We start from the raw sequence: 20895 nt of genomic DNA, 5'->3' as shown, positions 1-20895 counted from the left end.
ATCCATCTGGCGCAGCCAGATCCGTGTCATGAAAATCAGGGTGGCAGCAGCGCTTCAATGGTTCTGGTTCATTTGCCCAATACCTTGTCGGATACGGTTTTCGCTGCTTCTTCCTCACGCTCCCGAAGGGACATGCCTCCGGTCTTGCGGAACAGGTTTGTGTAGCGCTCTTTAACAAGATTGCGATGCTGAATTCGCGCGGATTTTACCGTGTCATGAAGTAGGTCGAGGGGGGTGTCCGAGAGCATTTCCAACTCGCAGGCAATGTCGGTGTGGAATCCCGCGCCGCGGTGTTCAAACGTGGCCGGATATCGCTCTGACGAAGCGGGGTGGGGAGGTGGGCGGTAGAGGGTGACTTCAAGGAGGGGCTTTGCTTTCGGCAAAACGGGCATCGGGATCATCCCTGTATACCACCCCATATACTAGACCACGAAAAAGCGCTTAGGATTTTTTCCCAAGCGCCTAATTTTTAAGGAGCCAGTAGTCATATTTGAACCGGTGACCTTTTTATCTGGAATGCATGCTGAGAATTATTGGCTATTGCTGCAACCTTTGCCCCCGGCAGGCAGGAGATGATCTTGCGATACAGGGTGTATCAAGCAGGAATGTTAAATATCCACGAGCCTTCAGGAACGAGCTTCTTGTACAACTCAGATTATAATCACACCCCGATACAAATCCAGCTATGTTATAAGCTCAGATTTTACGGAGTGTTGTCATGCAGCAATGCGACGGTTCCTTCTCTGTATCACTTGTTCAGGCAGTGTTTGAGCGCCTGCCGGTGGGCATCATGGTTATTGATCCCACGGGTACTATTGTAGCCATTAATCAGGCCCTTTGCGGAATGGTCGGCTTGAACCGCGAATTTGCCATGGGTAAGGGGTGGGTGGATATCTTTGAAATAGACCACAAGAACCTCGCGTTTCATCAGGTGCTCATAGACGTAATTCACGGCGAGCTTCCCTTTCTCAACCGGTCCGTATCCTTTGAACGCAAAGACGGCAGCTTTGTTGATCTGGGCATCCTTTCGTCCTTCATCAAGGACGAAGGGAAAATGCTCGGTATAGCTATCATCTTGCAGGACATGACAGTCTTCAATGCCCGTCATGAAGATGAGCGCGGTTCGTTGGAGCGTATTGCCACGTTGGTGAATGAGCGAGAGGTGGCACTGCTTAATCTGGCGGGCGCGGTGGCGCATCAGGTGCGCAATCCGGTGACCGTCATTGGCGGGCTGATCAATCAGCTATTGCGTGAAGCGGAGGTGCAGACCAGCCAGGACCGTCTGGAAATAATCCGCGAGGAATCCATCAAGCTGGAAGGCATTGTTAAGGAGCTGGCAGGCTTTGTGTCCATTCACGTGCACCAGCCGGAATGGGTGTCTCCCCTGAGCGTATTTTCCGAATGGCTCACTGCATTTCAGAGGGACGGAACGGATTTTACCTGCACTATCAAGTCTGTTGCAGATTGTTCAGGGGGCGGTGTTTCGGATGAGGCGGGGGGCGAACCCAGTGGCGAAACTTTGCTGTGGGCAGATGTTGCATTGCTCGGGCTGATATTTGCCGAGCTTGTGGCGAATACTCGTGATTTTGCACCCAAGGAGCTTGCCCCCGCTGCCGTTCTTTCGCTTTGCAAGAACAGTAAGACTCTCAGACTGGTCTATGAAGATAACACCAATGGAATAGCCGAACATATTTTGCCCTACGTGTTCGACCCTTTTTTCACCACCAAATCATCGGGAGTGGGAATGGGACTCTGCAAGGTCCGCCGCGCCATGATGGTGATGGGAGGAACTGCTCGTCTTCTGCCTGCAGCAGAGAGCGGCGTTTGTGTTCAGCTTGAGTTTCCTCTCGGTCAGGGGGGCAGCGATGCGCGATGACTCAGAGCTGTATGACCGATTGCGCGACCGTATGGGGGAGAATCTGTTGCGCCGCCGTCTTCTTACGCAGGTCACGCATACAGGAAAGATCTACGTGGGCGCGCGTGGCGGTTTGCATCTGGAAAACACGGAGTCATTTGCCGCTTTTGTGCGCAGTGTTTTGTCCCTCTCCGGCATGCTGGGGCGTACCCGCCTGAACGCACTTGATATCCGGCTCGAGTATCAGCGGGTAGTGCTGGAAACATTGCCGGAGCCCTTTGACGGATTCAGGGTGCTGCAACTTTCCGACATACACCTGGATGGTTTTGAAGACGGATGCACGGCACTCAAGCGCGTTCTGCACGGCGTTGATTTCGATGCCTGTGTGATTACCGGCGATTTTCGATTTTTCACGCTGGGCTCGCATGACGAGGTGATGCGTCGCCTTGAAATGCTTATGCCGTTGCTGGACTGCCCGCATGGTGTGACCGGTATTCTGGGGAATCACGATTTCATCGAGTTTGTGCCGGAGCTGGAAGACATGGGAGTGCGCGTCCTGCTGAACGAATCCGTGCTCTGGGAGCGGCAAGAGTCGCAATTGGGTGTGGCAGGGGTGGATGATCCTCATTTTTATATGACCGACGATCTGCGTCAGGCATGCAAAGATATTCCTGACGGGGTGACAACCCTGCTGCTTGCTCACTCCCCTGAGTTGTATGCGAAAGCTGCAGAGGCCGGTATTGCCTACTATCTCTGCGGGCATACGCACGGAGGGCAGCTCTGTCTGCCTGGCGGGATTCCGCTGATCACCAATGCCCGTTGCCACAGGCGGTTCACGCGGGGGCGTTGGCAGTATGGCAACATGCAGGGCTATACATCGCGAGGAACCGGCAGTTCCGGCGTTGCTGCCCGTTTATTCTGTCCGCCGGAGATTACCATTCACGAATTGAGGAGGCGACCATGACCTTTAAGGAGTTACGAGCCCGTCAGGATGTGCCTGTCATAGTGGTGGATGGTGAAGGTATGGTTCTGGAGATCAATGAAGCTTTCAGTGAAACCTACGGGTGGTCCGTATCGGACCTTGTGGGAAAAATGCTTTCACGAATAATACCCTCGCAGTTGCGTGATGCCCACCACATGGGCTTTGCCAGACACCAAATGACCGGAGCCAGAACGGTTCTCGGAATGGCAGTGGACTTGTCCATACTGCTTCCGGACGGGTGCGAAGTGGTAGCCATTCACTATATTGTGGATGGTGAAGAAGATGGGCACAAATGTTATGCCGCCACTATCGTTCCGAGAGCTGAGGGGTAGTCTGTGCAGGAATTGATTACTGAACTGCGTTCCACGCTCGCCAAGATGGAAGCTGCAATGGGTGCCATTCAGGAAGCCATTTTCTGGACGGACTCTATAGGGCGTCTCCAGTGGTGCAACGCGGGATTTGAATCGATTACCGGTCTTCCCCGTTACAGGATGCTGGGGCGACCGCTTTCCGGTATTTTACCCCTTTGCTCCGGCGGACAGCCTGTGGCGGCTGAACATCACCCCGTTATGCTTACGCTGGGGAATGAAGAGCTGCATTACGGCATCTTCGAATATCGTTGCGACTCTGATGCGTATCTGCTGGAAGTGCAGTGCTTCCCGTTGCGGGAAGGCAGTGTGGAAGGATGTGTTGTGGGTACGGTTACCAATCTGTCGCACCCCAGAATTTCTTCGTTTTCACAGGTTCAGGGGATAGCCTTGGCCATTTCTGCCAATGCCGTGGGCATTCTGACAGCCAGCGGGCGCATTAGCTGGGTGAATGCCGCATGGGAGACAGCAGCGGGTAGACCTCTTAGAGAGCTGCATGGCAGGCCGCTGATTCTGGGAGAGTGCTCTGAAGAGGCTTGTCTGGAGTCCTTGCTGCAACGCACAGCGGCAGGTGAGAGCTGGTCCGGAGAATTGGATTCGCGCACGTCCGGCGGAAAGGTGGAGATGATGACTGCAACGCCGGTCAAGGATGTTTCCGGCAGGCTGGCCAGCATCGTGGTTATGAAGCACGACATAACTGTTCTTCGCGAAAGTGAAGAGGCGCTTATGCGAAGCGAGGGCAAGCTGCGGGCCATTCTGGAAGAAGCTGTGGATGCCATTATCACGGCGGACGAGTTCGGTGTGATCGAATCGGCCAATACGGCTGCCTGCACCATGTTCGGTTACACGCAGAAAGAACTGCTGGGAGAGAATGTGCGGCTTATTACTCCGCCGGAAATGCGGGATCACCATGATGAATACATCCGGCGGTATATCAAGACCGGAATTCCCCGCATCATCGGCATTGGCAGAGAGGTTGAGGCCGTGCGCAAAGATGGTGTGCGTATGCCTATTGATCTTTCCATCAGCGAGATCAAGGTGGGGGCAAAACGATATTTTACAGCTATTATTCGCGACATATCAGAGCGTAAATTCTGGGAACAACAGCTTATGGAGCTGAATGAGAGTTTGCGCGTCAAACAGCGGAGCATCAACGAGGCCTTGATTTCGGCTGCTGAGATCCAGCGCAGCCTTCTCCCCTCTGTTACGGAATATCGTCATGGGCTGGACGTGGGTTGGAAGTTCATACCCAGTGAGCAGCTTGGCGGTGACATGCTCGGCATGGTCGAGCTTGATAAGGAAAAAGGCATTGTCGGCATGTATATGGTTGATGTTGCGGGGCATGGTGTTCCGGCTGCACTTGTGGGTGTTTCTGTAGTGCAGGCTCTGCAATATGAATTTGGCCTCGTAAACGACAATGGGCCTGTCAGTCCGGGCAAGGTTCTGGAAATGCTGGACAGGCTGTTTCCCCTGCGGCGTTTTGGCAGGCACTTCACCATATTCTATGCGGTGCTGAACGGCCGAACCGGCGAGATGGTCTACAGTAACGGCGGTCACCCTCTCGCCTATGTGGTCCGTCAGGACAGGCGCCTTGAACGCCTTGAACAGGGTGGGACGCTTATAGGACTGGGGGGCGTGCTGCCCTTTGACGAAGGCAAGGTCCATCTGGAGGCCGGAGATACAGTGCTGATGTATACGGACGGCATTATTGAGCTGGAAAACAAGTTTGGTGAGCAGTTTGGTGAAGAACGCCTGCGGACTGTGATTCAAATGCATGCAGGAAAGCCCGTGAGCGAAATGCTGAATGCCTTGTACGAGATGGCCCACATCTACAGTGATATGGCTGCGGAAGACGATATCAGTTTGTTTGGCGTTGGTATTCCTGCAACATAGAAGGAGAACAGGGATGAAACATGACTTCGACATCAGGGAAAAGGTTCAGGGGAATGTGGCCGTGCTGGTTCTGGCGGGCCGCTTTGACGCCAACGTGGCTTCGGATGTGAAAGAGCATATCCGTCAGATGGCGGAATCCGGCCGCAAAGATGTTGTGCTTGATATGCAGGGGGTCAGCTTTCTGGACAGTTCCGGTCTTGGAGCGTTGGTGGCTTCTTTGCGTACACTGCAGAATCTCGGGGGACGCCTGAAGATTGGAGGTCTTTCGCAGAAGGTGCGTGTGGTGCTTGAATTGATCAAACTGCACAAGGTTCTGGACCTTTATCCTGACGCCGCCTCGGCAGTTGAGGCCTTGGCAGGAAACGGAGCGGAGTAGCCGTGGGAGCGCAATATTCCCTGTCGGCCTGTTTCAGTCCGGAATTGCCAAACCTGCATTTTGCCAGCGATTTGCTGCACGCCCTGTTTGCTGCGGCGGGGATTCACGGAGATGTGGTTGACAGAATTGAACTGGCCTTGAGCGAAGGACTTACCAACGCCATGAAATGTACCAGTCAGGGCCTTGTGGAGCTCGGCATGCGGCGGGAAGACGACCTGCTTGTGATCAGCATACGAGACGGCGGCGAGGGGTTTGATATTGATAATATTCCCCAGCCGAATCTTGAAGAGCACCATGTGGGGGGCTACGGCATCTTCATCATGCGTGAGATCATGGATTCTGTGAGTTACGAACGGGATGGCAAATGGAACGTGCTGACCCTGACGAAACGAATTTCGGGGGCGGACTGAGGTAGACCGATGCACAAACCGGAGATGATATGACGACAATGAAGGATTTGCAGCGGCGCATGGCAGCCGGGTCTGCCGTGGCGGTGGTGGCAAATGTCATCTACCTTGCCACGCGCCTCATCATCACGCCCTTCATTCTGGTGCATGTTTCGCTTGCCGAATACGGTCTCTGGTCGTTCTGTTTTGTGATTCTTTCTTATGCGGGCATGTCTGCCTTCGGCATAAACAACGCCTATATCAAATATACGGCGGAATACCATGTGGCGGGTGAGGTGGATAAGATAAGCAGGCTGCTTTCCACCGGCTTGTTCATCATGGGCAGTGTGTCATTGGTGTGTTTTGGATTGCTGTATCTGTGTGCGCCGTGGTTGGTGCATCTTTTCCGCATTGATGCCGAACTGGTGGATTTGTCGGTGGTCCTGCTCATAGGCACGGCGTCCGTCTTTCTCATAGATCTCACGCTCGGCGCTTTCCGGGGGGTGCTGGAAGGCTTGCAGGAGGTGGTGTGCAGCAAGACAATCTGGCTGATCACAACCTTGCTTGAAGTGCTTCTCATTTTCGCGTTCCTGCACATGGGCTCCGGCATCTATGGGGTGCTGTATGCCTATGTGCTGAAGACGTTGGTGGATGTGCTGCTCAACATGGTCATGGCCTTTCGCAGGCTGTCCGGCCTGCGTGTGCACCCGGCACTTGTCAGCAAGGCCAGCCTGAACGAACTGTTCGTCTTTGGTGGCAAGGTGCAGATTCTTGGTTTTCTCGGGATGTTTCTGGGCAGTCTGGACAGGATTATCACAACCGGCATGCTCGGGCTGGATGCCACAGGGCTGTTTGAAGTCGGCCGCAAATTGCCTTTTACCGCACGCAGTATTACCGGCGCGGCCAGCACGCCTTTTCTTCCTGCCGCTTCGGCTGTGGGCGGCTGGTGGCAGGCCAGTCCCTCCATGACGGTACAGGCCAAGGTATGGAAGTACCTGTCTCTTTGCATTGTCACCATGCTGCTGGGGTGTGCGGGCCTGTTGCCGTGGGGGTGGGAGTATTGGACCGGCACAGGCAGGCAGTTGTTCTCTTTGCCGACCGGTGTGTTTGCCGTATGGTGCCTGCTTGCTCTTGTTGCAGGGATTCCGGCCCTGCGGACGCAATGGAAATTGCTGTACAGTGGTGAGTATTTGGAAGCAGATGAATTGCGTGGTCTGTATCTGCGTGGTATGCGCTACCTCAATCTCATCAATTTTGTGCTGTACAGCTTCATCATTGCCGCAGCGCCGCAGATTCTATTTGCATGGGTAGGGTCGGGATATGACGAAGCCAACGGTATCTGTTTTTCCGTGGCCGTGATGTGCCTCATTCATCTCTCAACCTTGCCGTGTTCCGCCATGATGAGGGGGATTAACCGTTCCGGCAGGGAACTCGAGGCTGTACTCATCAACCTGGTGCTCATGCTGCTCTGGGGACCGGCGTGGACAAAGGCCTATGGCCTCATGGGTACTGTATGGGGAGTAACCCTGAGCACGGTGGTCAGCACTGTGCATTTCATCTGGCGCACCAACAGAGCCTTTCGCATTTCCTTTGCGGAATTCTGGAAGCAGGCAGTTGTCGTGGGGACAGCCCCTGTGCTGGCAGGACTGGCTGTGTATGGAGTCTGTCGTCTGCTTTCTGCATGGCTGCCGGACATGAACCGCTGGGAAACACTGGGGGTGGTTTTGCTACTCGGCATGGGGTATCTGGTGCTATGCGGCATTCTGCTGCGCCGCTTTACTCTGTCGGAAGCAGAGTGGAATGCGCTTACCGCTCCGCTGCTTCGCCGTTTGGGACGGGGGTCGTCTCCCGTAGCATCCAAACCCATCGAATGATCAACCTATCCTTCTTCTGACCTGCTGTGCCGCAAGTGGGGCCAGCCTCTGCGCAGTAAACCGGCAAGCACGTCGGCATCTGTGCGCAGATCTGCGTGTCGCCCATACCATGCGTTGATGGTGCGCCGTTCCACATCGTTGAGCGGCGCGGGAGCGAGGCCGGCCCACGGCGGAATGAGCCCCGGTTTGGTCTTGAAGCGCAGGCGTTCCCATTCATGGCGCATGCTGGCTGCTTCTTCCATGGATACGGGTTCAGGTCCCACAAGTGCGATGCGGCCTGCCGCTACGTCAAGCAGTGCGGGAAACTGGGTGATGATACGGGGGAGCCGCGTCGTTGCGGCCAGCCTGATAGTGAGCTGCGAAACCTTATGTTCGCAGTCCAGTGAATCGCTTTGCTCGATTCCGGCTATGACCCTGCGCCGGAAACGGAACCCACCTGCAATCCACAACAGCAGCGGCAGAGGCCAGAAAAGCAGCAGCAGAAGCAGGGCAACACCACGGTGGGTGACATTGCGCAGTAGTGTTGCGCCCCGCTGACCGGACTTACCTGTCTTGCTGAGTGTGTTCTGGAGAAAGTCGTCAGGAACGAGGATGCATGTTTCATCCGGCAAGGAAAACAGCATGTTGCTTATGGAGAACATATCCTGTCTGTAGGTCATGGAACCTGCATAGGACTCGGACTCCAGAACACTGCGGATGATTTCCGCCCCGGAGTCCACAATGGAGCGGGCGCCGATGACCGCGTGGGGGCCTATAACGCATCTCGCCGCAATGGTGGCATACGGTCCTATGATGACGGGGGGATGCAGCGTTGCTTCAGGGTGCACGTTGCTATGGTGACCGATGAAGATGCCGTCGGCCTTTTCCATTTCTTCCCTGACCAGCCATGGAAGGCTGCCATCCAGTGCATGCATGGTGGCGTTGTATACGTCCGCAACTGTGGTCAGCTGCAGAGGTTCAGTTTGCGGGAGGACAATGGCTGCCGGAGCCGTACTGCCGGCGATATGCATCTTCGGCGCTGCACTATGGGGGCCCAGCAGACGTGAGACGGGAGGCTGTTCTTTCTGTTGGTGCGTGATCTGCGCAATATCTTCGGGGTTGCAGAGCCACAAAGCCGGAAAGATCAGTGCGGCTTGTTCCTCACGCAGCAGCGCAGACAGCGTTGCAAGGTTTTCCGTCGCAAAATCTGTATCAAAATCACCCTGTGCCTGTTCATTACTCCGGGCTTTCACGGGCGGTACAACGTCAATGCTTACGCCCCAGCGCTCCCCGTTTCCCAGCTGCTCGCGCAGGGCTTCCGGCTTTTCTTGCGCAACAAAGAGAAGGCGGGTGATACCGGCTCTGACACATTGTTCAACCATGTGCCATACGACAGGACGGTTTGCCAGCGGAAGCATGGCAAATTCGTAATGCGCTGCCAATGTCTGGGGCAGGGGGCGATGGGTATTGCAAAATATGATGGCAAGCACGGCAATCTCTCCATGTGGTTGGAGTTTTCACGTTTCCGATGTCGGGAATATCGGGAGATCAGTACGCTCCCTTGCCGCTGAGAACCGCCGGAATGGTTTTGAGCAGCAGCTTCAGGTCAATCCAAAAGGACTGACTTTCAATGTACTGCACATCAAGCTGCACCTGCTGCTTGAAGGGAATGGTGCTGCGGCCCGCAACCTGCCAGAAGCAGGTGATGCCGGGTTTGGTTCCCAGCCTGCGCCTGTCTTCCAGTGTGTATTGTGCCACTTCACCCGGTATGGCCGGGCGAGGACCCACCAATGACATCTCACCCCGCAACACGTTCCAGAGCTGTGGTAGTTCATCTATGGACGCACGCCTGATGAATTTGCCCACTCTGGTTATGCGCGGATCACGCTGCATCTTGAATATGACGCCGTCACTGCTCTCATTCGCCTGTTGCAGTTCCTTGAGGCGTGCTTCTGCATCGCGGAACATGGAGCGGAATTTGTACATATGGAACAGGGTGCCGTGTCGTCCCACCCGAATCTGGCGGAAGAAGACCGGTCTGCCGTCCTCCAGCATGATGAGCAGGGCCACCAGAGCGAAGAAAGGAGAGAGCAGCAGAATGCCGCATGCCGCGCCGATGATATCGAGCAGGCGTTTCAGAAGAAGGCTGAACCCGATGACGCCACGCCACAGGGTTCTTTTGCGCCACGCGCGTATTCTGAGCCGCCAGCCGGCACCGGGGGTGGCGTACTGACGGTGCAAGGCCTCAAGCAGGTCTTGTTGTGCATCCGGTTGCTTGTCCGTCATGGTGTATCTCCCTTATCCGTCAACCTTTTATGTGTCCGGCAGCATTTTTCTGAACAGTTTGACCATCTCTTTGCCGTTGACGGCAAGATCGTAGCGGCTCAGGACTTTGCGACGTCCGGCTTTGCCCAGTTGCTTCCGGTAGGCGGTGTCGGCACAAAGGCGCGTGAGGCAGTCCAGCAAGCTTTCTTCACTACCCGGAATGGCGAGCAGGCCGTCTGCCCCGTGCTCGATGAGTTCCGGTATGCCTGTTATGTTAGTGGCAATGCAGGGTACTTCCTTGGCCATGGCTTCCATGAGTACTACGGGCACACCTTCGGCAACGCTTGGCAGTACGAATATATCCGCAGTGTCATAGAGGGATCTGGCGGTATCCTGATCAACGGCGCCTGTGAATGTTACGTCGCCTGCAAAGGGGCTTCGTGCGGCCATGTTGCGCAGATCTTCAAGCCCTTCCCCACCTCCTGCAAAGGTCAGATGGGCCGCTGTTCCCTGTTCGCGCAGGCGCAGAAAGGCTGCGAGCAGCAGGGGCTGCGCCTTGGCGGGACATATGCGGCCAAGGCAGAGAATGCGCAGGCGTTTCTGCTCTTCTGCCTCTTGTGATGCAGGCGCTTCGGGGGCGGGTGTGAATACGGCCGTGTCCACGCCGCAACGGACTATGTGCAGTTTGGACCACTGTACGGTCGGGGTGATGCGCATGAACTGGCTGACACAGTAGTGGCTGATGCATCGTACAAACCGGGCCCGGTCAGCCTTCAGAGCCAGCAGGTTCTCTCTGGTGTCATAGAAGATATCCGGCCCGTGGGCGCTTATGCTGAACTCGATGAGTCCGCTGGCAGCCGCGATCATGGCGACTGTGGCAGCCGGATTGGCGAAGTGCACGTGCACGTGTCGAATGCCTTTGCCATGCATGTGTTCAAGCAGAATACCCGCCTCCAGAATGTAGGCCACGGCCTTGAAGTAGCTCTTGGGGCCGTTCAGCAGGCACCATTGCATGGCCCGCAGCTTGAGCCGCGAAAAGGCGACAGGATGCCGGAGAAAGACCTTGAAGGAGTCTTTCATGCCGCGTGTGAACAGGTTCTCTCTCAGGTAGCAGGTATCTGCATATTCCTGCCTGTCCGTATCTGTCATGCGGTCTATGTGCTGCGGTCGCCTGATGGACGCCGTGGCAACCTCGATGTTGTCCGCCCGCAGGGCTTGGATTTCCCGTTGAATGAAGGTGTGCGAGAAGGCGGGATATTCACTGGCGAGATACAGAAGTTTCATGAATTCCTCCGGATGTTCATATGAAACGTGGTTCGTACCCGCGAAACGGACTTGCGGCTTCAGTCTGTCCGGCTGCTTCGGGGGCCTCAAGTTGTTGTGGTTGCAGCATGGCTCCTGTCAGTGCTCCGGCCGTGAAGATGAAAATGGGATTCTCCATGGCGTTGATGAGGTTATCCACGGAATAGAGTGACAGCATGACAGTCAGCGAGGCTGCATGGCAAAGATGGGGCTTGTGCCAGTGCATTGCCCTGTATTGTTTGAGAAACAGATAGGCGGGCAAAAAGAAGACCAGCGACATGGTTGCAAGGCCGAACAGGCCGTAGTTCCCCAGCGTGATTACCCACAGGCTGTCTGTGACGGAAATATCTTCGCCGAATTCGTTATAAACCCTTGCACGGCCCCAGCCTCCCCAGCCGAAGGCAGGTCTCTGCATGGCCTTGGCCACCAGGATGTGTTCATTGTCCACGCGGAACTTTAAGGAAGCTGCGCGGTCCGCGTTCACGCTTTCTATGATGTCAACGGCGGTCTGCCCCAGCGGTTGGTCTATGACGGCGGAGAACATGAACACGGGCGGAATCATGAGAAAGGCGGCCATTACGAGCCGGGTGCGGATGCGTATGGTGAGAAACAGTAGCCCGAGGCCCAGCAGCAGAAGCAACAGGGCACCGAACGAGCGTATCCAGACCGCCGTGAACAGCATGACGGGAATGAGAAGCTTGAGGTGCAGCTTGCCTTTCAGGTCCTCCAGCGCTTTCATGCGGTACATCCAGAAACCGTTCAGTGTAGCGGCCATCATCCATACACCCACCATGATGCCGTGCGACATGAACACCATGGGACGCCAGCCCCCCAGCCTGTAGGTTTGTGAGAAATCATAATGGGCCATGAATCCGTATATCATGCGGTGCAGCTGGGGGCTCATACGCGATTCATACAGGCAGAGGGGGATGTAAACGAGGCCGCCGATGAAAATGCCTCTGGCCAGATCTCGCAGACCCGCCATATCCGAGAGGTATATACGCCCGATGAAATAAGGCATGCCCCATGTGACGGTCTGCTGGAACAGCGCTGCGGTGGCATCCCACAATCCCAGATCGTTGCTCATGGATGATATGAAGGGGGCGATGAGCCAGAGCAGCATGGGGGTGTCCACAGCGGAAGCACGGAAGGACATGAGGCGCTGGTTGTCGAAGATGAAGGCTGCAATCAGCACGCCTGCGCAGGTGGCCGACATCTTGGTGTAGTCCGGCAGCACCGGAATATCGTAACGGGCTACAGGCAGAAACAGCCATGCGATGATGAAAGCCGCGATGACCGCACGGCGGGGGGGCAGCAGCGAGAAGAGTAGCAGCACCGCGGGAATCCATCCCAGCATGGCAAGGTGGGCTATGGGGTTCATGGGTGTTCCTTTGGATGTGTGCTGCCAAGAAGCTGCTCGTAGTGGGCAATAAGCCAGTCGGCTTTGCTTTCCCAGCGGTAACTCTCTGCCCGTATTACTGCCCCATGCGCCAGAGTCTCGCGGTGATCCCTGTCCTGTGCCAGATGCCGTATGGCCTCGGCAAAGCCATTCACCACATGTTCGCGGCTTTCCGGTGCGATACGGATGCCGCAGCTCTCATCCACGTATTCACTGATGCCGCCATGGTCCACCACCACGCAGGGCAAGCCTGCCGCCATGGCTTCCAGCACCACAGCCCCGCCGAATTCCCGTACGGAAGGGAAGGCAAACAGATCTGCCTGAGCATAATATGGTGCGGTTTCCTTCTGCGGCACCCAGCCTGTGAAGTGAACCTTGTCTGTCAGTCCCAGCGTTGCGGCCTGCTTCTCAAGGTTCGGGCGCTCGGGGCCGTCTCCCACAATAATGAGCCGGAAGGCATCAAGACCGGAACGGGCAAGGGCATCCAGCAGCATGTCCGCCCCTTTGTAGGGGACGAGTCTGCCCGTAAACAGTAGGGTGAACACCTGAGAGGTCGTTTGGTGCGGACGGAAAAAGTCCTGCGCAAGGCCGTTTTCATGGAACAGGGCCATTCTCGGGGCCAGTCCGGTAAAGCGGTGTTCCAGCATTTCGCGGGTGTAGCGGGAACCGGCAAGCACGCTTGCCGCCTTGTTGTACGTCTGGGCATAGCCGGGAATAAGGCGTGTGAAGGAACGCAGAAAATTGAACAGGCCGGATTCCTTGCGCCGTACTTCGCCGAAGGCTGGCGGGAAGGGCAGCCCGCCGTTGACGGGGCCTAGTACAAAGGGCGTTGTTTCACAGGCCCGCACCATGGCAACAGGATAGCGGGGCAGAACGGGGGTGAAGGCATGCACCACATCGTATTTTCCCTGTCGGACAGCCTGTGAGAATGCCGCATAGACCCTGCTGTTGAACGAGGCATACACAGGGTAGGACAAGGCATGAAAGAGCGGCCAGTTGGTTCCGCCGCGGGTGGTCATGCCGCTGACAAAGGCGAAATAGCGTTTCAGCAGGGTGGATTCGCCGATGTAGTCAATGTGCCTGTTCTGACCGTTCCGGTTGCGCACCTTTTCCAGTGCGTCCTTGTTACGTTCGTGCGTGACAAGATGAACGTCTGCCCGTTGCGACAGTGCATCCCAGAGATTGAAGGCAACCAGTGGGACAGAGGCCCACTCGGGATTGCACTGTTCGACGATGAAGAGAATGCGACGCATCACCGCACCCCCTGTCCCGAGTCGGGCTGCAGGCTGTGTTGCAGGCAGGGGATGGGGCCGCCATCCACTGTCCACTGCCGCCATTGCATGATCAGCTCACCAAAGGTGACGGGGCATTGTATGCCTTCCCACGCCTCCAGTGTTCCTGCGGAGAGCCGGGCATACAGCTCCGGCTGGCGGATGCGCGAAATGGTCCGGGCCAGGGCTGTGGCATCGCCGCAGGGAAAAAGCAGGCAGCCGTTATCGTCATGCAGCCTGCCCATGAAGGACGGGTGATTGGCTGCCAGCAGCGGGGTGCGGGTTTCCAGAGCTTCATAAATGACGTTGGGCAGGCCTTCGGGATAGGTTGGCCTGCTGGGAACGGCAACGGCATCTGCCTGCTGCATCAGGGCCAGCACTGTGATGTTGGGTACTTTGCCGTGAAAATGGACGTGCCGGGCAAGGCCGGATTCCTGTACCTGTTGTTCCAGTTGTTGTCTGTCCGGTCCGTCGCCGCAGATGTCTACGACAAGGTCGGGGTGTTCCCTGACTGACAGGGCCGCAGCCTGTATGAGGTCGCCCACGCCTTTGGCGTGCAGCAGCAGGCCGGCATACAGAATGCGGAACGGGCTGGCCGCCCCGGTGCGGTTCTTAACCGGCGATTCGTCGGGATGCCGCACGGCAGGCCAGTCCCACGGAACCACCTTTGCGGCCTGAACTCCGGCGTCTGCGAGTGTATGGCAGGCAGGATAATTATGGTTGGTTATCAGCGGTATCTGCGGACTGTTCATGATGCGGATCTCTTTCAGCCTGCGCATGCGGTGCAGGAAAGAGCCTTTGGGAAAGTAGTCGGCAAGGATGGGTAGAAGAGGAACACCGTTGCGCAGAGCCCATGTGCCCATGCATCTCAGCACCCATCCGGGAGTGCGGACGATAATGTGCGTGGGGTTGGTTTCTTCCGCAATGGACACGAGCCTGCGGGCTGATGTCTGGGTGTGTATCATGTGCGCAAAACCGCTGCTTGCGGGCATGAACCTGCCGCCTATGATGCGGTATGCCCCATGCCGCCGGTCCTGTTCAGGCAAGTCCAGACAGACGACCGTGCAGGAACCGTTACCTATGAAGCCATCCACGGCATCCAGACTGTAGTATTGGGCGCGGTATGTTTCCGGCTCTCCGGCTGTGCGGGCCTCAAGGGCTGCATGGTAGTCGCCGAATTGGATAAGCAGCAGGCGCATGTCTTCTGTCATGGCGTTTCTCTCCATTCCAGCAGGGTCAGGGAGGCGGGGGGCAGTTCCACCATATCTCCGGTGACGGGCAGGCCTGTTTTCAGTTGAACCAGCGGAGGATGCCCTCTTTCATTGTCGGCAAGAAATGTGGGACCGGCTACTTCCGTGCGGTGTATGCCTCCGTGCATGCCCTCTATCTGCACTCTCTGTGCGGCGAGCATATCCATATTGCAAAGCAGCAGTCTGCGCGTATTTCCTTCACGTGTTCCGTAGACCGTCACGAGCGGGGCGGTGACAGGGGCGGAATCCTTGTCTGTCTTGTATGGGGTTTCACCTTGCGGTACCGAAGAAAGGGAAAGATTCATCAGGTCGCCGTGGAGAAAGGTATTCAGCAGGCGGGCGGCAAGGAACAGCGGACGATAACGCTCCTCACCCGGCTTGAGATTCAGGGCCAGCCCCCATAGGGCCAGCTCGCCAGAGGGGATGTGCTGATACGGATGCTGCAGTGTGAAGAGGTTGACGGGCGAGCAGCCGTGGTGGGCGGTCAGCCGCATGAGCCAGTCCGCCAGAATGACGGTGCCACCTGCTGTGGCGGTGATGGTGTTGCGGGGTGCCAGAGGGGCGTCGCCGCCTGTAACGTGGTAGTGAACTTCGTATACGGAGAGCGGTGAGGGTACCTCGTTGCTGTTTTGCGCCATGTACCCGGCAGTATCGACATAATGGGCTTCGCCGCGGACTCTATCCAGCAGTTTGTCGGCGGGCAGAGCTGCCGTTGCGGTATCCAGTTCGTGTAACAGGTACGGAGCAATGGCCAGCCGGTCAGCATTGGGCACTTCTGCAACAATACGTTTGTTCAGCCATGTATTTACGGCCTGTCCCCCCGCATGCAGCTTGAGGACAGGGCTGAACCATTGCGAGGAGCGCATGCTGTGGAAAAGGCGCTGCCAATATTCTCCCTTGATGCTGTAGCCCCCGAGCAGGAAGGGAGGGATGAAGTTCCATGCCTCGTTGCCGATTTCAATATGGATGGACGGGAATACCTCGGTCCATGGCTGCACCTGTCCCAGAGAGGCGCGCAGCATGCCGTAGCGGGTGGTGACGGGGCCTGCAAGGTAGGCGACGATCTCAGAGGCTTCTTCTTCCGTGAGGGTGCCTGGCACACAGAGCCACGGGGAAACGTTCGCCGTTTTGCAAAGCTCCAGAAAGTCATGCAACCCGTAAGCGTATATCCGGGCCTGTCCTTTTTCCTGCGGATGTCCCGGCCATATGCCCGTGGGGGGCTGTGCGGCCCGTGAAGACGAGAAGGCCATGCGTCGCATGGGCGGCGCGAGCCAGTTTGCAAAGCTGCTGCCCCCTATCTGATGCAGGCGCAGAGTGCTTGGGCCGAGCAGGTGCAGAGCCTGAACAAGCTGGTCGAGAAAGACGGTGGGATTACTGTCCGCCGTTGCCTGCATGGAAATGCCGTCCAGCTGGGCCAGCCCGCCGGAAATTGCAAAGCCCAGTGCCAGCATGTCCAGTGGATACGTGGCAACCTTCAGGTATATTTCGTGGTAATTCCAGTCCGGTTGCAGTTCTATGCTGCGCCGCAGGGGAGCGGCGTCCGCCCTGTGGGTGAGGTCTCCCAGATAGACGGTAAGTGATCCCTTGCCTTTGCACCAGAAACGGAGCAGCCATTCTCCGTCCGCTTGCGCATATCGGCTGTCCAGCAGGGGGGCGAGAATGTCTGCCGTGCCTTGTTCCGCGTCCAGTCTGGCCACATGCGTTCCCGTATCGGCAGGGGGCGTGTCTCCGGCAACGGTGCGCACCTGAGCACCACCCAGCGTGAACACCCACCAGTCTCCGCCATGTTGGCCGAGCCAGCCCGTGGGCAGGGTATTTTCCAACAACAGCCCGTCAAAGGGAGCCGGTGAAACAGGAAGGGGCGAAAACCGATATGTCAGCACGGTCTTGCTGCCGTCCTTTTCCTCCACAGTGGTAGGCTCGGTGGCTTTGAGGGATATCTTCCCACGGGCAGGACCATTGACGAACCTTGCCTGTGCGCCGGAAAGAACCGCAATCCACTCTTCCGGCCGGAAACTATCTTGATACGCGCTGGTGCTACCGGTGGGGCCGTAGGTAATCTGCCTGTAGAGCACCCCTTCAAATGAGCCGTTTCGGACGCGTTCCTTGGTCAGTGCCGCGCCGGTATGCCATGCATCGTCGCTCAGGTTTATCCCCAGCGGCACAACCTGCGCCTGTTGCACGGTATCCGTGAAGGCAACACGCATGGTGGCTACGGCATGAAGTGGCAGAAGCAGGAGCAGCAGAATGCAGAGTGGATAGGGCATGAGGCACCGTCCTAGACAAACCGGCAGAGAGCCAGATGTTGTGACAGTTTGTGTTCCCTCCACAGCTTCAACCCCTTCATGGCTATCCTGACGGGGAGCGGTCTGTTCAGGGCAAGGGGGCCCATGGGTTTCAGAAAGTCATGCACATCCGGTCTGTGGCTGGCGAGCAGGGAGAGTGTGGACGGCCATTGTGCGGGCCACATGGCATCGTGGTAGTGCAGAACGAGCGCTTGTTTCAACTGTTCAGCTGTTGGCTGCATTCCCTTGCTGCCCAGTGCCAGATTGTAGGCGTGGGGCAGGATGTCAAAAGACAGGCCGAGCCGGTGGGCAGTCAGGCCCATGGCAATCTGGTCGGTGAAGAAGATGCCCGAATTCAGGGAGGCGAACCGCGCATCCAGTAAGCGCCTGCAATCATCAAGAAAGGCTTGAGCAAAGCCGCTTCCCTGCCGGAAGGCGAAGACGCCGCTGTTGAAATACCAGCGGATGGTTGCCTGTTCGACGCAGGTAGTCACCCACGGCAGCGTGACAGGATCCATGTCCAGCACGGCGAATACGCGGTGCCAGAAGGGATCGTTTTCATCGTCCTGTCCGGTTGTGCCAACATTTTTGTCCGGTGCGCAGGCGGCGAATTCCGCATCACGCAAGGCAAGACGCAGAGGCGGCCCCGTGACGAGGATGTCGGAATCCAGCCAGCAGATGATGTCTCCCCTCCCGTCACCGCGTTGGTCCACGGCCAGCAGGGCATGAGGCTTGTTCATGAAGTTGTTCCACGCATAGGTTTCCTGCGCATGGAAGGCGAGATGTTCCACATCCAGCCTGCGGAAGGCATTATGCGTTTCATCGGAAAGCGGCAGACCCCGGCGCGGGGTGACAGCAACCACGTGGGCAGAGGACAACGCACCGCCGAATTGCCGCAGGCTGGCAACCATGCGTACGGTCATGGCTTCCAGAGCGCCTGCTTCCACGCAGCAGACAACGGAGACTCGGGACAACGGGAGGGATTCGGCAGGAATGCTATCGGGCTGTATTGAAGGCTGATTGGTGATATCAGACATTACCATCCTCCTTATTATCTCCCTTCATTTCTTTGGGCATCGAATGGTTGCTCTGTTCCTGCGGCGTTGCCGATGCATCTGTTGCCGGTATGTCCGGCGTTGGGGCAGAAAAAACTGTTTCCGTGGAAGTTGAAGGGCGTTTGCGCCAGCGGGTTAGCCACTGGGGCATATGCAGCTGCAGGCGAAGCGGGTGGCCACCCTCCGGGGTATATCTTCCTGACAACAGTGAAGGAACAAGCAGGCGGACAAGGCTTTCGGGAAGCAGCATGATAAGTGATTCCGCCTTGTTGAGCGTGCGCAATGCACCCCAGTTGAGTACGGTGGTGATGACCGGAACCTGCAACCTGACCAAAATCTCCAATGCCTGTCGCAGAGCCGGATAGGTGGTGCGGTCACCCTGAACAACCATTGCCGCAATGTCGGACTGCAGCAATATGAATTCAGTCATGTCGCTGCGCAGTACCGGGGCTGCATCAATCACGATGAAATCGTAAGAGTTTTTTAGTTCGGTAAGCAGCGGGCCGAAGCGGTTATTGTCTTCGTTACCCCAGGCGGAGCCCATGGGCAGGAAGTCGAAGGGTTCGCCTGCTGGACGATGCACGCAGGTGGCAATGGGCTTTTCTTCAAGCAGGCATTCCCCTATGCCTTTGCGCTGGCCCCCATACTTCAGCAGGGAGGACAGGGCCGTACCTTCGGAATTCATTTCAATAAGCAGCAGGCGCTCGCAGAATCCGGCAAGGCAGCGGGCAACATTCACGCTGATGGTTGTGCAGCCGGAATCAGACTGTATGGCGGCAAATAGGGCAACGCGGGCACCTTGCCTGACCCGTTCGTTATTGAGCCGCACAGCCAGACTGCGCAGAGCAAGAGCCGCCTTGGAGTCCGGTGCATCTTGAGAAACCCGGTGGAACGGAGACGGGCCGCTCCATTCCGAAATTGGCCAGCTCGGGGGGTGCCCTGTGGCATGGATGATGTCTTTTGTGGAACGCACGCGGTTGTCCGAGAGTTCCAGCACAAGAAAGCCCATTCCCACGGAGCCGAATGATGCGGCAAAGCAGAGAAACATCAGTTTCTTGAAGTTGCTTCCCGCCGGACCTCCCGGTTGCTCAGCCGTTTCTTCAATGGCAATGCGCAGAGGAGACTTGGATTCGGCGCGAATTTCCTGAATACGGGAATCCATGGAGTGCAGTCTGTCCCGGACATGGGTGAGAGTGGACGAGATATCCTGCCCTTTGATGATGCGCCGCGCGTTTTCTGCTGCCTCCGTTTGCGAGGCGTGCAGCTCTTCAAGCAGGGCCAGTTCAGTCTTCTGCGAGGCCAGGTAGGCTGCTTCTGCGATAATGAGTTCGGTATTCAGTTCATATTCGCGTTTGTCATGGACTATACGTCTTGCCCGTTCTGAAACTTCCTTCTTGAGATTCGCCTCATATTGCTTCATGGCGTCCATGCGTTGTTCCACATAGCGCCTGTCAGGGTTGCGTGCGTTGATGCCGTCCACGGAAGCCCGCATTTCCTGCATGGTCTTGTAGGTCCAGTAGCTGATGGACCAGAGAGATTCGTCTCCGGCGACCAGTTCGTCGGACAGCGCGTTGGTGGGCAGATCGCGAATTTTGCCTGCCTTTATGGCGGACTCTCTGAACTGGTTTTCCAGTTCAAGGCGGTGCTGGCGTGCTACAACCCATGCCTTTTGCAGTTCAATGAGGCGCAGGCTGTCTATGTTGTAGGTTTCCACAAAGGTGGATGTTTTGGCCTGGCTGGCGAGGGACGTCAGTTGCGCAGTCAGGGACTCGGCTTCCTGCTTCAGGCCGTTGCGTTCTTCCAGCAGATAGGCAAGGCGGCGAGCATCCTTGTTTTCTTCTGTTTTTTCTGCATGCTCCAGATATGTCTTCATCAGTGTGTTCACCACGTCGGCAATGCCGTCCGGCTTGGCCGACGTGAACTGTACCATGATGATGTGGGTATTGGGGATAAGACCCACAACCAGCTCGCTGCGCAGCCCGGCTACTGCTGCGGGTGTTGCACCGTTCGGGGCGTAGCGGCTCTGTACATGGGCGGGGAGCGATTCAAGGGTACGGGTCAGTATGGAATCGTGTAGCAGCCGCTGTACTTCCGTCTGGGCATAATCGTAGTAGAAGTTGGAAATGGGAGCGGATTCCGTTGAGGCAATGAAGGGCTCGCGTATGCGCTCTATGAGAATCTTGCCTGTGGCATGGTAGAAAGGGGTGCTGAGAATGAACGCAAGCGGAGAAAGGCAGGCAAAGAGCAAGCCGCCAAAGAGCACCGTAACCCGAAGGTATTTGAAGATGCTTCCGAACAGGTCGAAGGGCTTGCGTGCCCGTCCGATGGAGTCCATGGGTGATCCGTGCCGCATGA

The 20895-nt window shown here is 56.8% G+C and carries 17 protein-coding genes; 7 read left to right on the top strand and 10 right to left on the bottom strand.

Going from position 1 to position 20895, the window contains the following annotated elements; all coding sequences use genetic code 11:
* Nucleotides 1–68: 68 nt before the first annotated feature.
* On the bottom strand, nt 69–401 hold the full coding sequence (locus tag HUV30_RS14195; RefSeq protein WP_174406075.1) for a DUF4125 family protein: 333 nt from the start codon (nt 399–401) through the stop codon (nt 69–71).
* A 317-nt stretch (nt 402–718) separates the two neighbouring features.
* Between HUV30_RS14195 and HUV30_RS14190 the strand changes: the two genes are divergently transcribed.
* From HUV30_RS14190 to HUV30_RS14160, 7 genes are read left to right on the top strand one after another with little or no spacing between them, the layout of a single operon-like run.
* Nucleotides 719–1876 (top strand): PAS domain S-box protein, encoded by a 1158-nt coding sequence (locus HUV30_RS14190; protein ID WP_174406074.1) that lies wholly within the window; start codon nt 719–721, stop codon nt 1874–1876.
* Nucleotides 1866–2819 carry a metallophosphoesterase gene (locus HUV30_RS14185; protein WP_174406073.1) on the top strand — a complete coding sequence of 318 codons (954 nt, stop codon included), beginning with the start codon at nt 1866–1868 and terminating at the stop codon, nt 2817–2819. Before HUV30_RS14190 ends, HUV30_RS14185 begins: the two co-directional genes overlap by 11 nt.
* Nucleotides 2816–3169: a PAS domain-containing protein gene (locus HUV30_RS14180; protein ID WP_174406072.1), complete on the top strand. Its 354-nt coding sequence runs from the start codon at nt 2816–2818 to the stop codon at nt 3167–3169. The genes HUV30_RS14185 and HUV30_RS14180 overlap by 4 nt, the downstream gene beginning before the upstream one ends.
* Nucleotides 3170–3172: 3 nt before the next feature.
* Nucleotides 3173–5098, top strand: a complete 1926-nt coding sequence (locus tag HUV30_RS14175) for a PAS domain S-box protein (RefSeq protein ID WP_174406071.1) — start codon at nt 3173–3175, stop codon at nt 5096–5098.
* Between the two features lie 13 nt (nt 5099–5111).
* Complete coding sequence (locus HUV30_RS14170) at nt 5112–5474, top strand: STAS domain-containing protein (protein WP_174406070.1); 363 nt, start codon at nt 5112–5114, stop codon at nt 5472–5474.
* Between the two features lie 2 nt (nt 5475–5476).
* Entirely contained in the window at nt 5477–5884 is a 408-nt protein-coding gene (locus tag HUV30_RS14165; RefSeq protein WP_174406069.1) for an ATP-binding protein, read from the top strand.
* A 29-nt stretch (nt 5885–5913) separates the two neighbouring features.
* Nucleotides 5914–7734 carry an oligosaccharide flippase family protein gene (locus HUV30_RS14160; protein ID WP_174406068.1) on the top strand — a complete coding sequence of 607 codons (1821 nt, stop codon included), beginning with the start codon at nt 5914–5916 and terminating at the stop codon, nt 7732–7734.
* Nucleotides 7735–7739: 5 nt separating this feature from the next.
* Here the strand turns inward: HUV30_RS14160 and HUV30_RS14155 are convergent, their stop codons facing one another.
* Genes HUV30_RS14155 through HUV30_RS14115 form a run of 9 tightly spaced genes read right to left on the bottom strand, consistent with a single transcriptional unit; the run spans nt 7740 to nt 20875 of the window.
* Entirely contained in the window at nt 7740–9203 is a 1464-nt protein-coding gene (locus HUV30_RS14155; RefSeq protein ID WP_174406067.1) for a nucleotidyltransferase family protein, read from the bottom strand.
* Nucleotides 9204–9261: 58 nt separating this feature from the next.
* On the bottom strand, nt 9262–9999 hold the full coding sequence (locus HUV30_RS14150) for a sugar transferase (RefSeq protein WP_174406066.1): 738 nt from the start codon (nt 9997–9999) through the stop codon (nt 9262–9264).
* Between the two features lie 27 nt (nt 10000–10026).
* Nucleotides 10027–11262: a glycosyltransferase family 4 protein gene (locus HUV30_RS14145; protein ID WP_174406065.1), complete on the bottom strand. Its 1236-nt coding sequence runs from the start codon at nt 11260–11262 to the stop codon at nt 10027–10029.
* Nucleotides 11263–11278: 16 nt separating this feature from the next.
* The gene (locus HUV30_RS14140) at nt 11279–12661 is read right to left on the bottom strand and encodes an O-antigen ligase domain-containing protein (RefSeq protein WP_174406064.1); all 1383 of its coding nucleotides are present in this window, start codon (nt 12659–12661) and stop codon (nt 11279–11281) included.
* A complete protein-coding gene (locus tag HUV30_RS14135) occupies nt 12658–13932 on the bottom strand; it encodes a glycosyltransferase family 4 protein (protein ID WP_174406063.1) in 1275 nt (424 codons plus the stop codon). Before HUV30_RS14135 ends, HUV30_RS14140 begins: the two co-directional genes overlap by 4 nt.
* The gene (locus HUV30_RS14130) at nt 13932–15161 is read right to left on the bottom strand and encodes a glycosyltransferase family 4 protein (RefSeq protein ID WP_174406062.1); all 1230 of its coding nucleotides are present in this window, start codon (nt 15159–15161) and stop codon (nt 13932–13934) included. Before HUV30_RS14130 ends, HUV30_RS14135 begins: the two co-directional genes overlap by 1 nt.
* Nucleotides 15158–17467 carry a hypothetical protein gene (locus HUV30_RS14125; RefSeq protein ID WP_174406061.1) on the bottom strand — a complete coding sequence of 770 codons (2310 nt, stop codon included), beginning with the start codon at nt 17465–17467 and terminating at the stop codon, nt 15158–15160. Before HUV30_RS14125 ends, HUV30_RS14130 begins: the two co-directional genes overlap by 4 nt.
* An 11-nt stretch (nt 17468–17478) precedes the next feature.
* Nucleotides 17479–18522 carry a GT-B fold glycosyltransferase domain-containing protein gene (locus tag HUV30_RS14120; protein ID WP_174406060.1) on the bottom strand — a complete coding sequence of 348 codons (1044 nt, stop codon included), beginning with the start codon at nt 18520–18522 and terminating at the stop codon, nt 17479–17481.
* Nucleotides 18515–20875 (bottom strand): GumC family protein, encoded by a 2361-nt coding sequence (locus HUV30_RS14115; protein WP_174406059.1) that lies wholly within the window; start codon nt 20873–20875, stop codon nt 18515–18517. Before HUV30_RS14115 ends, HUV30_RS14120 begins: the two co-directional genes overlap by 8 nt.
* Nucleotides 20876–20895 lie beyond the last annotated feature (20 nt).

Origin of the sequence: Desulfovibrio subterraneus, from assembly GCF_013340285.1 — a bacterium.
Classification (GTDB): Bacteria; Desulfobacterota; Desulfovibrionia; order Desulfovibrionales; family Desulfovibrionaceae; genus Halodesulfovibrio; species Halodesulfovibrio subterraneus.
Note: the sequence above shows the minus strand (reverse complement) of the source record. Positions and strands in the feature narration are given on the sequence as shown.